Source organism: Mesorhizobium sp. BR-1-1-10, assembly GCF_020165595.1.
Classification (GTDB): Bacteria; Pseudomonadota; Alphaproteobacteria; order Rhizobiales; family Rhizobiaceae; genus Mesorhizobium; species Mesorhizobium australicum.
The window spans coordinates 345,280-360,651 of record NZ_JAIUIL010000007.1; the positions used below are offsets into that span (position 1 = coordinate 345,280).

General features: G+C 64.0%; 14 protein-coding genes. 4 read left to right on the forward strand and 10 right to left on the reverse strand.

Going from position 1 to position 15,372, the window contains the following annotated elements:
* Positions 1-160: 160 nt before the first annotated feature.
* Positions 161-2,014 (forward strand): ABC transporter ATP-binding protein, encoded by a 1,854-nt coding sequence (locus LB555_RS17900; RefSeq protein ID WP_015319088.1) that lies wholly within the window; start codon positions 161-163, stop codon positions 2,012-2,014.
* Positions 2,014-3,903 (forward strand): ABC transporter ATP-binding protein, encoded by a 1,890-nt coding sequence (locus LB555_RS17905; RefSeq protein ID WP_224683390.1) that lies wholly within the window; start codon positions 2,014-2,016, stop codon positions 3,901-3,903. Before LB555_RS17900 ends, LB555_RS17905 begins: the two co-directional genes overlap by 1 nt.
* Positions 3,904-3,956: 53 nt before the next feature.
* Here the strand turns inward: LB555_RS17905 and LB555_RS17910 are convergent, their stop codons facing one another.
* Together LB555_RS17910 and LB555_RS17915 are read right to left on the reverse strand one after the other, a co-directional pair.
* The gene (locus tag LB555_RS17910) at positions 3,957-4,127 is read right to left on the reverse strand and encodes a hypothetical protein (RefSeq protein WP_224683391.1); all 171 of its coding nucleotides are present in this window, start codon (positions 4,125-4,127) and stop codon (positions 3,957-3,959) included.
* On the reverse strand, positions 4,112-5,401 hold the full coding sequence (locus tag LB555_RS17915; RefSeq protein ID WP_224683392.1) for a DHA2 family efflux MFS transporter permease subunit: 1,290 nt from the start codon (positions 5,399-5,401) through the stop codon (positions 4,112-4,114). Before LB555_RS17915 ends, LB555_RS17910 begins: the two co-directional genes overlap by 16 nt.
* 280 nt (positions 5,402-5,681) lie before the next feature.
* Between LB555_RS17915 and LB555_RS17920 the strand changes: the two genes are divergently transcribed.
* Entirely contained in the window at positions 5,682-6,011 is a 330-nt protein-coding gene (locus LB555_RS17920; protein ID WP_140617504.1) for a hypothetical protein, read from the forward strand.
* A 37-nt stretch (positions 6,012-6,048) separates the two neighbouring features.
* Here the strand turns inward: LB555_RS17920 and LB555_RS17925 are convergent, their stop codons facing one another.
* The 7 genes from LB555_RS17925 to LB555_RS17955 form a co-directional block, all read right to left on the reverse strand.
* Complete coding sequence (locus LB555_RS17925) at positions 6,049-6,831, reverse strand: ABC transporter ATP-binding protein (protein ID WP_224683393.1); 783 nt, start codon at positions 6,829-6,831, stop codon at positions 6,049-6,051.
* Between the two features lie 10 nt (positions 6,832-6,841).
* Positions 6,842-7,705: an ABC transporter permease gene (locus LB555_RS17930; protein WP_041163526.1), complete on the reverse strand. Its 864-nt coding sequence runs from the start codon at positions 7,703-7,705 to the stop codon at positions 6,842-6,844.
* Between the two features lie 28 nt (positions 7,706-7,733).
* A complete protein-coding gene (locus LB555_RS17935) occupies positions 7,734-8,744 on the reverse strand; it encodes an ABC transporter substrate-binding protein (RefSeq protein WP_140617507.1) in 1,011 nt (336 codons plus the stop codon).
* A gap of 265 nt (positions 8,745-9,009) precedes the next feature.
* Complete coding sequence (gene hutC, locus LB555_RS17940) at positions 9,010-9,741, reverse strand: histidine utilization repressor (protein ID WP_015319095.1); 732 nt, start codon at positions 9,739-9,741, stop codon at positions 9,010-9,012.
* 1 nt (position 9,742) lies between these two features.
* Positions 9,743-10,771 (reverse strand): zinc-dependent alcohol dehydrogenase, encoded by a 1,029-nt coding sequence (locus LB555_RS17945; protein WP_140791507.1) that lies wholly within the window; start codon positions 10,769-10,771, stop codon positions 9,743-9,745.
* 15 nt (positions 10,772-10,786) lie between these two features.
* Positions 10,787-12,109, reverse strand: a complete 1,323-nt coding sequence (gene hisD / locus LB555_RS17950) for a histidinol dehydrogenase (RefSeq protein ID WP_140617510.1) — start codon at positions 12,107-12,109, stop codon at positions 10,787-10,789.
* Between the two features lie 79 nt (positions 12,110-12,188).
* Positions 12,189-12,962 carry an SDR family NAD(P)-dependent oxidoreductase gene (locus LB555_RS17955; protein ID WP_224683394.1) on the reverse strand — a complete coding sequence of 258 codons (774 nt, stop codon included), beginning with the start codon at positions 12,960-12,962 and terminating at the stop codon, positions 12,189-12,191.
* 303 nt (positions 12,963-13,265) lie between these two features.
* Here LB555_RS17955 and LB555_RS17960 point away from each other — a divergent pair, with 303 nt between their 5' ends.
* The gene (locus tag LB555_RS17960) at positions 13,266-14,549 is read left to right on the forward strand and encodes an NAD(P)/FAD-dependent oxidoreductase (protein WP_224683395.1); all 1,284 of its coding nucleotides are present in this window, start codon (positions 13,266-13,268) and stop codon (positions 14,547-14,549) included.
* A gap of 202 nt (positions 14,550-14,751) precedes the next feature.
* Here LB555_RS17960 and msuE read toward each other — a convergent pair whose 3' ends face one another.
* Positions 14,752-15,312 carry an FMN reductase gene (gene msuE / locus LB555_RS17965; protein ID WP_015319100.1) on the reverse strand — a complete coding sequence of 187 codons (561 nt, stop codon included), beginning with the start codon at positions 15,310-15,312 and terminating at the stop codon, positions 14,752-14,754.
* Between the last annotated feature and the right edge of the window lie 60 nt (positions 15,313-15,372).

Consider the following 15,372-nt stretch of genomic DNA (forward strand, 5'->3'; position numbering starts at 1 on the left):
ACCAGCGGCGAGTTGCGACACGATCTTGCCGGTTTCAGGTACAGTGCGATGCCGCCATTGGCCCCTTGAACGGGCAGGTCGGACGCGCGTAAAATCGCGCTATCTGATTGAGTCTGCTACATTCGTTCGGGCTAATGCTCGGATCGGTCTGGGTATTTCCTTGCACACGGATGCGACCAGCGCGGCCAAGCGCGGCAAATCATTTGCCCATGTGGCGGAGGCCTCCTGGGGCAAGGGCCTCAGCACCTTGCTGCGCATCGTGCGCATGACGCTGCGCCATCCCTGGCAGGTTGCAATCACCCTCATCTCGACATTTATCGCGGCGACGCTGCAGCTTTTCATTCCGCGTCTCCTGGGGCGCGCCATAGACCAGGCGCAAGGGGTGATGGCGGCGGGGGCCGGCACCGCGGCCGAGCAGGCGCTGTGGAATACGGCGCTGACGCTGTTGGTCGTCAGCATCCTGCGAGGCCTCTTCACCATGGCGCAGAATTACTATGGCGAGGCCGTCGGCCACCGGACAGGCTATGAGCTGCGGCTCGCCTTCTACGAGAAGATCCAGCGGCTGAGCTTTTCCTTCCACGACAAGGTCCATACCGGCGATCTCATCACCCTCGGGCTGCTCGACCTCGACGGCGTGCGCATGTTCTTTTCGACCGGTATCCTACGCGTGGTGCTGCTTGGCGTGCTGATCGGTGTCGGCGCCTATCTGTTGATCAGCACCGATCTCGTGCTCGGGTTGTTGAGCCTCAGCTTCGTGCCATTTGTTGCCTGGCGCTCGTCAGTGACGCAGCTCCGACTGCGCAGCACCTGGCTGACGCTGCAGGAGCGACTGTCGGTGCTGAGCCGGGTGATGGACGAGAATCTCGGCGGCATCCGTGTCGTGCGCGCCTTCGCGGCTCAACGGCATGAGCTGGCAAAATTCGACCGTGCCAAACGGGACGCACTGGACCTCGCCAATGAGCGTGTCGACATCCGCGTCTCGAACACCAGCGCCATGAATTTTTCCTTCCTTGCCGCCATGGGCCTGGTGCTGTGGTTCGGCGGCCAGAAGGTGATCGCGGGTCAGATCAGCGTCGGCACGCTGGCCCAGTTCCTCACCTTCATGACCATATTGCAGATGCCGGTGCGCCAGCTCGGCCTGATGGTCAACTCCTTCGCGCGCGCCTCGACCTGCGGCACGCGGCTGTTCGAACTGCTCGACGCTGAGCTCGACATCGAGGACGCGCCCGACGCCAGGGAGCTCGTCATCGCCGAGGGCGTGCTGCGCTTCGACAATGTCGGTTTTCGCTATCAGGGCGCGGGCGAGCGTCCGACGCTTTCCGGCGTTTCCTTCGAAGCAAGGCCCGGCGAGACCGTCGGCATCGTCGGGCCGCCAGGCAGCGGCAAGTCGACCATCGCGCACCTGATCCCGCGCTTCTACGACGTGACCTCGGGCGCGATCACCATCGACGGACAGGACATCCGCAAGGTCACGCTGCAATCGCTGCGCAAGGCGGTCGGCGTCGTGCAGCAGGATGCGTTCCTGTTCACGACCTCGATCGAAAACAACATCGCCTACGGCAATCCCTGGGCGCGCGAGACCCGCATCGGCCAGGCCGCCGAATATGCCCAGCTGCACAATTACATCATCGGGCTTCCGGCCGGCTACACCACGGTCGTGGGGGAACGCGGCGCCTCGCTTTCCGGCGGCCAGCGGCAGCGCCTGACCATCGCGCGCAGCCTGATGTTAAGACCATCGGTGCTGGTCTTCGACGATTCCACGGCCGCGGTCGACGCCGGCACCGAGCAGCGGATCCGGGCGGCGATGAAGCGCTTCGCCAGGGATCGCGTGACGCTCATCATTTCGCATCGGCTGAGTTCGCTGATGCATGCCGACCAGATCCTGTTCGTCGAGCGCGGCCGGATCGTGGAGCGCGGCACGCATGAGGAATTGCTGGCGCTCGGCGGACGCTACCGCGCGCTTTACGACCTGCAGTTGCGGCCGGACGACGATCGGCTCGAGGGAGCCGCCTGATGTCGACGCAGGACGACGAGAAGGAAGATACAAGCCGACGCCCGACCAAGGCCGTCGTCGGCTCGCACCGCGATGAGGAAGAGGTCTTCGGCAAGGCCTACGATCCACGAATCGTCAGGCGCATCTGGAGCTTCGTCAGACCATATCGGGGCCGGATCTTCATCTCGGTCGCGGCGGTGCTGGTGTTCACGCTGACACAGTTGGCGATCCCGCTGGTCATCCGCTACGCCATCGATCACGGCATGGCGCCAGGCAGGCTCGACCGTTCGGTGATGATCACCGCGATCGCCGCTTTTGCCGTGATCATCCTCATCAACTACGCCGCCAGCCATGTCCAGGAGAGCGTCGTCGGCAAGGTGGCGGAGAACGTGCTGTCCGACCTGCGCCGCGCCATGTTCAGCCACCTGCAGCGTGTCTCTCTGGGCTTCATGGACAAGACCGAGGTCGGCCGGCTGATGTCGCGCCTGCAGGGCGACGTCAATTCGATGCAGGAATTCCTCGAGACGTCCGTGATGTCGGTTGGCGACATCGTGCTTCTGTTCGGCATCGTCACCGTCCTGCTGTGGTTGGACTTCCGGCTCGGGCTGCTGACGCTGTCGACCATGCCGGCGCTGTTCATCGTGCGCCTGTTCTGGCTGCCGCGCGCCAAGGTCGCCTTCATGGCCGCGCACGAGACCAACTCCATCGCCAACGGGGCGCTGGCCGAAGGCATCCATGGCGTGCGTACGGTGCAGAGCCTGGAACGCCAGCACGTCAATTTCGATCTCTATGACGAGAAGGTGCTGGCCAATCTCAACGCCCATCTGCGGTCGGCGAGATATGCGCAGGTGATGGTGCCGATCGTCGACACACTGACGGGCATCGCCATGGCGACCGTGATCGTCGTCGGCGGGTCGATGGTGCTGTCGCACAGTCTCGATATCGGCGTGATGGTGGCGTTCCTGTTCTACATCCAGCGCTTCTTCGACCCGATCCGCTCGCTCACCATGCAATACAGCGTCATGCAGCGCGCCATGGCGTCAGGCCAGCGCATTTCCGAAGTGCTCGACGTGCCCGTGGATGTCAGCGACAAGGAAAATGCGGTGGCGCTGTCGCGCGACATGGACGGTTCGGTCGAGTTCCGGAATGTCACCTTCGGCTACCGGCCTAACCAGCCGGTGCTGAAGAACATCTCCTTCCGCGTCTGTCCGGGCGAGACGGTCGCGCTTGTTGGGCCGACCGGATCAGGCAAGTCGAGTTCGATGGCGCTGGTGCACCGCTTCTACGATGTCTGGTCGGGTGAGGTCCTGGTCGGCGGCCATGACGTGCGCGACCTGACGCAGGATTCGCTCGGCGATCAGGTAGCCATGGTGCTGCAGGAGCCGTTCCTGTTCTCCGGCACGGTGCTGGAGAACATCCGCTATCACAAGACCGGCGCCAGCCGCGAAGAGGTGGTCCGCGCCGCACAAGCCGTCGGCGCGCACGACTTCATCGAGCAACTGCCTGACGGCTACGACACCGAACTCGAGCAGCGCGGCGGCAATCTCTCGCTCGGTCAGCGCCAGCTGATCAGCTTCGCGCGGGCGCTGGTGGCCGACGCCAAGATCCTGGTGCTCGACGAAGCCACCGCCAGCATCGATTCCTACACCGAGATGCTGATCCAAAAGGCATTGGTCAAGCTGCTCGAAGGGCGCACCGGGTTGGTCATCGCGCACCGGCTGGCGACCATAAGGGGCGCCGACCGCATCATCGTGCTGCAGAATGGCGATATCGTCGAAAGCGGCAACCATGAACAGTTGATGAAGAGAAAAGGTCTTTACGCCCGCCTCTACAACATGAACTACGCTTCCTTCGACGACATTTCCGAGGAAGCCATGGGAATGGACGCTTCGGTCGGCAAAGCGACCTGAGCCGGTGCCGGCAGGGTGCGAGCCGACGGATTGCCTGATGCCTCCGACACGACCTATTTGCGAGATCCCTTGATGTGGCCGCTAACTTGAACGCCGTCTTCGGCGCGCAGGTACAGGAAGCCCGGAATCGAGAGCAGCGGGATGATCGCGGTCAGCAGGAACACCTGATGAAAGCGTTCCGGCGTCAGGACATGGCTTTCGCCCGCAATCAGGCCCAGCAGCATCGCGGCGATCGAGACACAAGCGACACGCTGAGCTGTTGCAGCACGCCGCCAAGACTGGTGGCGCGGCTGAGCTTGTCGGCCGGCAGATCGGCGTAGGAGAGGGTGTTGGATGTCATGAACTGCGCCGAGCGGACGATGCCGAACAGAAAGACATAGAAACCGATCAGCCAATGCGGCGTATCGGGACCCATCAGGGCGAAGCCCGCCACGGTGGCGGAGCCGACGAGCGCGCTGCCGACCAGCACCACACCGAAGCCAAAGCGCCGCAGCAGCGGCGACAGCAGCGGCCGCATGAGCAGCGCCCCAAAGCTGCCGACGAATGTCAGCGAGCCTGATGTGACCGGGCTCATGCCGAAGCCGACCTGCAGCATCAGCGGCACCAGGAACGGCGCGCCGTTGAGACCGACGCGGCACAGGCCGCCCGCCAGCGTGCCGACCCAGAACGAGCGGAACCGAAACAGCGTCAGGTCGATAGCCGGCGCCACGACGCGGCGCGCATAGCGCCCGAAGGCAAGCAGCAGCAACGCGGCCGCGGCCAACACCAGCACCGTCGCGGACCCGGGAATGACCGGCCGGCCGATATTCTCCAGCCCGAACTGCAGTAGTGCCACGCCAAACCCCACCATCAGGAAGCCCGGGACATCGAAACGCTGCACCGCCTCGCCATGGAAGTCGTCGACGAAGCGCAGCGCGGCAACGATACCAAGGCAGCCGAACGGCACGTTGACATAGAATATCCAGCGCCACGACGCGTAGGTGGTCAGCAGGCCGCCGAGCAGCGGCCCGATGACCGGCCCCATGATGGCCGGCAGGGTCATATAGGTCATGGCGGTGATCAGGCCGCTGCGCGGAAAGCTGCGCAGCAGGATCAGCCGGCCGACCGGCGTCATCATGGCGCCGCCCAGCCCCTGCAGGGCACGCATCGCCAGCAGCATGCCGAAACTGTCGGCCATGCCGCACAGCGCCGAGCCAAGGGTGAAGGTAAAAAGCGCCAGCGCGAACACCCTGCGCGCGCCGAACCTGTCGGCAAACCAGCCGCTGACCGGGATGAACACGGCGAGCGTCAAGATGTAGGTGGTGATCGCAAGGTTCAGACGGACCGGCGTCGTGTCGAGACTTTGCGCTATTGCCGGGATCGCGGTGGTGATGATGGTGGAATCGAGCTGCTCCATCAAAAACGCGATGGCGACGATGATCGGAATGATCAGCCGCAGCCTCGGGTCGCGCTCGGTGGCAAATTGAGGCTGTTCCAATGCTCTGGTCAATTCCGTCATGCAGATGGCTTCTACCGGCCAAAGTGGCTTGTCCCGGTTCAAAGGCAAGATTGCCTTGCCGGCCAGCCGGGCCTGATCGCAGGCCCTCTTGTGATCCGGCAAATCGGCGAGCGGTAGTCATTTCCGCTTCGCTGGAAGTCAACAAATCTTGACCGGCACCACGAGTGCCGCGGACAAACACTGCCCATTTCAGCGAGCGCCGTCCCGATTTCGTGAAGGAACGTGTGCAGCGAGCCGGGCGTTCTTTCCCATATGTCTCGAATGGCAAGGAGACATGCTGATGAGAAAGCGAAGCGTATTCCTCGGCTCCCTCGTGGTGCTGTTGGCCGCGAGCGCCGTCCCGTTTGCCGCTGTGGCCGATGCCGCCGTCACCAGGCACCATTATGTCCGCGTCAACGCCGCCCATAATGACCACGCGCACGCCGCGAACCGCGGACGCGGCCACCGTCACGGTTGGGTCGGCAGGGGCTGGACCGGCGAGAATTCGGCCGACAATAACGACTGGATGGACAGCTACTACAATGGCTACGGCAGCTACCGGGGCCGTGCCGACGACTTCTGTGGAACCATCCAGTGGACGCTCGGCCTGTGCGGTCCCCACGGCCCATGATACCTGTCCGCCGGCGGGCCTACGAAGGTTGCTGGCACTACACCATTTCGGGACGTCTTGACGCCTCGCGAATCGCCTTGTGCACGCCGCGCTGCAAATCCATGAAGGCCGGCGTTTCCATCACTTCTTCCCGGCGCGGGCGTTCGATGTCGACGTTGAAGGTCTGCATGATGCGTCCCGGGCCGATCCCCATGACGACGATGCGGTCCGATAGATAAACGGCCTCCTCCACGTCATGCGTGACGAACAGCACCGTGAGCCGGTGCTCCTCCCAGATCTGGGTCAGCAGTTCCTGCATCTGGTGTCGGGTCAAGGCATCGAGCGCGCCGAAGGGTTCGTCCATCAGCAGCATTTTGGGGCGATAGGAGAGAGCGCGCGCGATGGCGACGCGCTGTTTCATGCCGCCCGACAGTTCGGACGGGAAGCGATCGGCGCTTTGCGTGAGCTTGACGAGATCGAGATGCTCGAGCGCGATCTCGCGGCAGGCGGCGCGATCATAGCCGGCGGCCTTGAGAGCAAACTCGATGTTCTGCCGCGCCGTCAGCCAGGGGAGCAGCGTATAGGACTGGAAGACAACACCACGGTCGAGGCCCGGCTGCAGGATCGGCGCGCCATCGATGCTGAGATCGCCGGCGTCGAAATCCTGGAGTCCAGCGACGATCGACAGCAGCGTGCTCTTGCCGCAGCCCGACGTGCCGACGAGGGAGACGAACTCGTTGTCGGCGAGGTCGAGATTGATGTCCCGCAGCACTTGCGTGCGCCGCTCGCCGGTGCCGAAGCTCTTGTCGAGACCCGCGATGCGCAATGTGGGAACAGTCACCGGCGGTTCCTCATTGCTGGTGGCCTTCCTGCCGAAACAGCACCTTCTCCAGGGCCTTCATGACCTGATCGGTGATGAGGCCAAGCACGCCCAAGAGCAGGATGTAGCCGATGATGGTGTTTGTCTGGAAATAGCGCTGCGACACGGTGATGCGATAGCCGAGGCCGGATGTCGCAGCGACGAGTTCGGCCAGCACCAGCCAGGTCCATGCCCAGCCAAGGCTGATGCGCAGCGTGTCCCAGATGCCCGGCAAGGCGCTGGGAACGACGATGCGCGTCAGGATCTTGCGGTCCGGCAGGCCGAGCGTGCGCCCAAGGCCGATGAAGTCGGCGGGAACCCGTTTCACATTGTCCATGATCATCAGCACCTGCTGGAAGAAAGTGCCGATGAAGATGATCAGGAATTTCTGGGTATCTCCGGTGCCGGCCCACAGGATGGAGAGCGGCACGAAGGCGACAACCGGCATGTAGCGGATGAAATCGACCAGCGGCTCGATGGCCGCCTCCCAGGAACGGAAACTGCCGATCAGCACGCCGATCGGTATGGACAGTGCCGAGGCGAGGAGGAAGCCGATGGAAATGCGGTACATCGAAGCCCTGAGGTCGAGCCACAAGGTGCCGTCGGCGGCGAGCTTGGCGATCTGGGTCGCAACGCTGCCCGGCGACGGCAGGAAGATGGGTTTCACCCATCCCAGCCCGGTCGCTGCCCACCAGGCAAGGCCAAGGCCAACAAAGACGGCCACCGCTATCGCAAGGAAACGCGACCGGGCGATGGGCACGCCGATCCCAGAGGATCGGCGTCGCCTTGCCTGTGTTGCGGCGGGCGCTCGTGCCGGGCGGGCCAAGCCGGTTTTCGCGGGAGGCTCCCCGGACATCCGCGTTACCACCGCGATCCGGATCTCGTCACTGCGCCGCCTTGACGAAGGACGGATCGATCATCTGCTCCGGCGTCACATCGGCCTGCAGAAGCTTGGCGTTCTTGGCGGCCGCTTCGACATCGGCGAATGTCTTGGTGGTAAACTCGCCGGTGAGCGCCGTCTTGTTTTCGGCGAGCGAATAGTAGCGCACCCCGTCGAAAGCGGTGTTGAGATCCTTGACGTCGGAACCGACCGCCTTGGCGATGATGGCGCGGCCGCCGGGGGTGTCGGCGTTATAATCCTTGAGCGCGGCGTCCCAGCTCTTGATCATGGCCAGCACCTGGCCGGGTCGCGATTTGATCACCTCGTCACGCACCACCAGCACGTCGCTGATCAGGCCGGGATCCTCGCCGGCGGTGAACAGCAGCTTGACGTCCTTGTTCTGCGCCATGGCGACAGTGAGGTACGGCTCGTAGGTGACCGCGACCGGCACCTGGCCCGCGATCAGGGCGCCGCCGGCGTCGGCGGCAGGCATCGGAACCGGCTGGATATCGGCGACCGACATGCCGTTCCTGGCGAGCGCGTATTTGAGCAGGATGTCGCTCGTCGTGCCTTCCTCGAAAGCGACCTGCTTGCCCTTGAGATCGGCGATGGAGGTGACATCCTTGCCGGCGACGATGGCGTCGGCGGTCATGGAGACATCGAGCAGCAGCACGATCTTCACCGGCAGACCGGCCGCAACCATGCCCATCGCCGTGTGGGTGGCGATGTTGGCGGCGTCGAGCTGGCCGCTTGCGAGCGCCGCGTTGATGTCCTTGTCCTCGGCAAAGTTGACGATCTGGACGTCCGACAGACCGTTTGTCTTGAACAGTCCCTTGGCCTCGGCGACGTGCCATTGACCATATCCAAGCCAGGGCTCGATGCCTATCTTGAACGATCCAGCTTCAGGTGTCGTCGGGATGGCAGCATCGGCTGCGTGGGCCACCGGGGCGGTGGCGAGCCCGATCGCGGCGGCCATCACGAGCGCGCGAAATTGTCCTGCTAGGTTAAGCGTCATCTTTCGTTCCCCTTGATGATCAGACCGCTTTTTACCCAGGCATCCGGTCTGGTGAGACTGCGGGGTTCTGCTCTTGCGGCACTGTGCCTCGGCGTCTTGCCCGCCACTTCATGGTTGAAGCGCTGACATATTTCAGCGGCAGCGGCAGCGGATGTCAAGGCTGAAATACATACATGCATATACAAGTTGGAGAGACTCAAATTTCAGGTTGATCCAGCTCGGCGGCTTGCATTGGCCCGTCGCCTTCAGCTCGCTCCCGTCGCCTTCAGCTCGCTTTGGAAGGCGAGTAGCGGCTGCCGAGCGAGTAGCGGCTGCCGGCATAGGTCAGCTTGCTGATCGTGGCCACGATGGCCCCCGTCCATGTCCGGCGATGCAGGAGAAGGCAGCAACTGCCGACATCGATGCCGAGATGCTGTGCGGCCTCCTTGTCGGCCGGGATGGCGGAGATGATATGCTCGACCTCGGTCACCGGCGTCTTCTGCATCAGGTAGTCATAGGTCGCTGTCTTGGTGAAGTCCTGCTTGTCGTAGTCGGGGATCAGGCCCGGATTGACGAAACGCTCCTCCAGTTGCACCGGCAAGTCGTTCTCGAAATTGACGACGACGGAGTGATAGATCGAAACCCGCTTCGCAAACTCGAACGAAAGTGCCAGTTCCTTGGTCGGCATCATCGTTTCGAGAACGAGGACTTCGGAGCGGTGGCTGTTGCCGCGCTCGACGATCTCCGCAGCGATATTGTTGATCTCGATCAGCGTCGACTGCGGCCGGGGCGGCGCGATGAATGTTCCCACACCCTGCAGCCGGATCAGGAATCCCGCCGAGGTCAGCTCCCGCAGAGCCCGGTGGACCGTCATCCGCGACACGCCCAGTGACGCCACCAGCTCATTCTCGGACGGCAGCTTGCGGTCCTTGCCCCACCGGCCCGTCCCGATATTGGTCAGGATATAGTCCTTCACCTTCTCGTAGAGGGGGCTTGCCGTGTCGGGCAAATCGATCATTTCAAAAATCCTTTCCGGCAGGTTGCCGCATGCGGATGATTGTTTTCAAGCCATCGCTGCTTCCCGCCAACAGCCGCTCATAGGCGGCTGGGATGTCGTCCAGACCGATCTCGCAATCGACCAGGGCCAGCAGCGGTTCACTCAGCTCACCCAGCATCCGGACAGCGTCTGGCAATTCGTCCGCGAAAGCATGGCATCCGAGCAACGCGATCTCGCGTTCGACAAGAACATTGGGGTCGATGTCGAGGCGGCCATGGAAGATGCCGACCATCGCTATCGCGCCACCAGGATCGAGAACGCCGAGCAACTGGCTGAACGCCGCGATGCTGCCGGTCGCCTCGACGGCCGCCAGCAGCGGGGCGCTGGCGGTCGCGGCTGCAATGGCCTCGCGGTCGAGATCGACGATCGTGGCGCCCGTCACTCGCGCCACGCGGGCGCAGCGCGCCTGGTTGCGGTCGGCGACAAGCACCGTGCCCGCGAAGGTTCGCGAAAGCAACAGCGCGGCAAGACCGCCGATCGGCCCGCAGCCGACGACCAGAACCGAACCTACCGTCTTCGGCAGACGCCGCACCGCGTGCAGCGCGACGGCAAGCGGCTCGGCCATCGCCGCGACGCGCTCGTCAAGGCTCGCATCGATTACATGCAGCAGACGTGCGGGCAACACCGCCTGTTCTGCAAAGCCGCCGTCGCAGATTTCGCCGACGAAGCCCAGCGCAGCGCAGAGATGCCGCTTGCCGGCACGGCATTGCGCGCAGTCTCCGCACCAGAAACGGGAATCGGCGACGACCCTGTCGCCGACGGCAATGGTATCGACGCCCTCGCCCAGCGCGATCACCGTGCCGGTCAACTCGTGGCCCGCCGTCGAGGGCGCCCGGCTTATCCATTGGCCGGTGCGGAAATTGTGCAGGTCCGAACCGCAGATGCCGGCGGCATCGACCCTGAGCTTTACCCAGCCGGCATCGGGAATGCCTGGCGCGGCGATGTCCTCGACGCGCAGGTCGCCCGGTCCATAAAGTCGTGCCGCCTTCATCGCGATCGTCTCCGCTCAGCCGGCGAGATAGCGGTCGCGGATCTCCGAGACCGCGTTTTCGTGCGAGCTGAAGCCCTCGTAGCGGGCGAGCCTGCGGGCATGCTGCGCCAGTTCCGGATACGCGGCCGAGGTGACATAGCCGACCGAAGAGCGCTTGACGAAATCCGTCACCGAAAGCGGCCCGTAGGTTCGCGCCCAGCGGCTGGTCGGCAGCACCGCATTCGGCCCGAGGACGAAGTTGGCAAGGGTCACCGGCGTATGCGGGCCCATGAGGATTTCGGCCGCCTCGGTGATGTGGCCGAGATGCGCGAACGGCTCCTTCGACAGGATTTCCAGATGTTCGGGCGCGTAGTCGTTGATGAAGCGATAGCTTTCCTCCAGCGACGCCGTCAGCACGATGCCGCCGCGCTTTCCGGTCAGCACCGCGCGCGAGAATTCCACACGCTGTTCGGTCATCCGCGACCAGTGGTCGGGAAGTGCAGCAAGGGCTGCCTCGGCGACCTTGCGGCTGTGCGTCACCAGATAGGCTGAAGAATCCGGCCCGTGCTCGGCTTCGATCAGCAGGTCGAGCGCGGCAAGGCCTCCGTCGACGCTGTCGTCGGCAAAGATGATGGCTTCCGACGGTCCGGCCGGGAGGCCCGTATTGATGATCGAGGACAGCACGCTCTTGGCCGCCACCACCCAGGGACTGCCCGGGCCGACGATCTTGAGCGCAGGCTTCACCGTCTCGGTGCCGTAGGCGATGGCGGCAACGGCTTGAGCACCGCCGCATTTGTAGACGGTCCCGACGCCAGCAAGGCGAGCGGCGACCAGCGTCGCCGCGTCCACCGAACCATCCGAGGTTGGCGGCGTCACGATTGCGATCCGCGGCACGCCGGCAATGACAGCCGGAACCGACGTCATCATCGTCACCGACGGAAAGGCGCCCTTGCCGCGCGGCACGTAGAGCGCGACCGATGCGATCGGCGTATACCGGTCGCCGGCATAGGCGCCCGGCCGGATCTCCTTGAGCCACATGGTCTCCGGCTTCTGCTCTTCATGAAAATGCCTGATATTCTCGATGCCGAACCTAATGCTCTCCACGACTTCCTTCTCGACCTTGTCGAAGGCCGCATCGAACTCCGCTTCCGACACTTTCAGTCCGCCTTCCCTCACATTGGCCTTGTCGAACTCCCTGGCGAAGCGGATCAAGGCGGCGTCACCCTCTTCCCTGACGGCCTGGATGATCGGACGGACCTTTTCGACGAAGGCCGACAGATCGCCCTCGGCGCGTTTCAGCAGACCGGCCCGTTGCGTGGCATCGAGGGATGATAGATCGTGGAAGCTGATGTCGGACATGGGTGCTCCTTCTGTTCAGAGCAATGTGCCGGCCAGTCACATTGCGGAAGACTTTGTTCTCGAATCTGCGCGAGCCGCCTCAGATCGATGCGAGGAAACCGCCATCCACCGGAATGGACTGGCCGGTAATGTAGGCTGAGGCATCCGAGGCAAGGAACACGACGACGCCGTGCAGATCGCGCAGATCGCCGAAACGATGCTGCGGGATCTTGGCCAGCATGGATTGTCGCCACGCCTCGTTGGCGTAGAACACCTCCGTCATCGCCGTCCTGAAATAGCCGGGGGCGATGGCGTTGACCCTGATGCCAAGCTGCGCCCATTCCGCTGCCAGCGCCCGGGTCATGCCAAGCAGGCCCGACTTGGACGAGCCGTATGGCACAGCCGTTGGAATGCCGACTTCTGAAGTCAACGAGCAGAGGTTGATGATGGCGCCGGGCCGCCCGGCGTCCCGCATCTGCCGTGCCGCCGCCTGGGCGCAGAAGAACGCCCCTTTGAGATTGGTATCGACGATCCGGTCCCACAGCGGCTCGTCAACGTCGAGCGAGGGCCGGACCTCTTCCACTCCGGCATTGTTGACGAGAATGTCGAAGCCGCCAAGCAGGCGGGCTGCCTCGGCGATGGCCGTGCGGCACTGGTCGACATCCGTCACGTCAAGCGCAATGGCGTGCGCAACCCCGCCGGCCGCGCGGATGGCCGCCGTCGTCTCGTCAAGCGAGTCCAGGCTACGCGCCGTGACCGCGACGTCGGCGCCGGCCGCGCTCAGCGCCCCGGCGATGCTGCGGCCAATGCCACGGCTGGCGCCGGTGACAAGCGCCTTCCTGCCGGAGAGGTCGAAAAGAGAAGCGTCGCGCATGTGATCCTCCTTGGCCGCTCCATAGCCCAGAGACTACCAGATCGACTTACATATACAAGCATATACAAACAAAGCTGATTGCGATAACGAGACGTCAGCCGCCGCACCGGGATCGCGTAGTTGGCTCTTCATACGAGATGCCACGGGCGGCAGCCCTGTCGCAAATGTCGTGACCTCCCGAAAGCAAGCAGAATTGCCTGGCGTACCCGACATGAAAGTCTGGGTCTGCCGCGCGTGCGGGATATCGGCCATTGAAAGCTATCGTGCCCTCGAGCCGGCCGCCTTGTCGTGAGAGCCTCGTCCATGAACGAAAGCAGCCCGCCCCGGAGCCTCTATCGCGATACCGCTGGCGGCACCGGCAACTACCCCTCCCTTGCCGGCGCGCAGCGGGCAAGGGTCGCCATTGTCGGCGCTGGCTTGACCGGCCTGTCGACTGCCTTGCATCTGGCGGAAGCCGGCGACGACGTCTGCGTGCTCGAGGCCTATCAGCCGGGATGGGGAGCCTCGGGCAGGAATGGCGGCCAGGTCAATCCCGGCCTCAAATACGATCCCGACACGATCGAAGCCATGTTCGGCCCCGAGCTGGGGTCGCGGATGATCGACTTCTCCTACGGTGCTCCGGATTTCACCTTCAGCCTCATCAAGCGCCTGTCGATCGATTGCGAGGTCCGGCAGAACGGCACCATACGCGCGGCCATCCGGCCGCAGCCGGCAGCCGCGGTGCGGGCCACGGCCAACCAATGCGAGCGGCGGGGGATGCCGGTCGGCTTGCTTGACGCAAAAGCGATGGCGGCGCGAACCGGCACGGACAGATACATGTTCGGCATGTTCGATGCTCGCGGCGGCGACCTCCATCCCTTGAAATATGCGCTTGGCCTGGCGGCCGCCGCGCGGAAGGCCGGCGCGCGGATATTTGGCGGCAGCGAGGTTCTCTCGCTCAGCAGGCAGGCCGGGCGCTGGCTCCTCGAGACCGCAAACGGATCCGTCAGCGCCGAGAAGGTCCTTGTGGCGACGAACGGCTACACGGGAAACTTGTGGCCTGGCCTGGAGCAGTCGCTGGTTCCGGTGTTCAGCGCCATCGCAGCGACCGAACCGCTGTCGCCCACGGTCGCGGCCGCAATTCTTCCCGAAAGGCCGGTCGTCTACGAAGCCGGCAACATCACCGTCTATTACCGCATCGACGTCCAGAACCGGCTCCTCATGGGCGGACGGGGACCGATGAGGCCCATCGGCGATGCTTCCGCCATCCGCTATCTCACCGACTATGCGCTACGGCTCTGGCCGGCGCTTGCTGGAGCGGGGTGGACACATGGCTGGAACGGCCGGGTCGCGGTCACCAAGGACCATCTTCTACACGTTCACGAGCCGGAAGACGGCGTGCTGATCTGCCTTGGCTACAATGGCCGCGGTGTTGCCATGGCCTCGGCGATGGGCAATGCGCTGGCAAACCGCCTTCGCGGCGACGAGATCACTGCCTTCCCGATGCCGATATCGGGGCTGAAGCCAATCCGGCTCCACCGCTTCTGGCCGCTTGGCGTCAGGGCGGCGATCCTTTCGGGCCGGGTGAAGGACCGGTTCGGCCGATAACGGAAGAGCACGCCGCTATGCTCCGGTCTTGGCATCGGACAATCTTCGGGCGTGGTCGTCCATGCATGCGGAGCATCAGCGCCCGCTGATTGCGACCGGTGCACTGCAGGTAGCCCTGCGGCGCGCAGGCGCGTTCAACGGCCGGGCTTCAGCCAAGCGCCTCAGCGCGCCAGCGGTCGGAGCGGGATATGTTCCGAGCACGCTACTCGGCGGCTATCCTGGCGCGCTGCCGGCCGAAGAGCGCCAGACCGACATCGTCCACGGCGAGGCCAATGCGGGTCTGGATCGCTTCGGATGCCAGCACGCCATCAGCGAAATCTTTCTCCGAGGCGTATATGGCCGTCGGCAGCGCAAAGGCTTCGAAAAAGCCGAACAGCGGCCGCAGCTGATGCTCGACGATCAATGCATGGCGATCGCCGCCGCCGGTCGCCGCCAGCAGCACCGGCTTGCCCCTGAGGGCCGCCGGATCGACGAGATCGAAGAAATGCTTGAACAGCCCGGTATAGCTGCCTTTGTAGGTGGGCGAGCCGACCACCAGGACATCGGCGGTCAGGATCCGCTCGAGGACGGCGCGGGCCTGCTCGTCCAGGTCCCGAGTGGCTTTGGCATTGCCAAGGCTGGGACCGAGATCGACGATGTCATGGGTGCTGGCGGCGAGGCCGTATCGTCCGGCGATCTCCGTCACGATATGGTCCACGAAGCCACGGGTCTTGGAGGGCCGCGTGAAATTGCCGGAGAAGCCGACAATGGCCGGATTGGTCATGATGGATGCCCTGTGATCTTTTCGAACCAGTTTGCCAATGTCCATAGTTTTTATAGACAT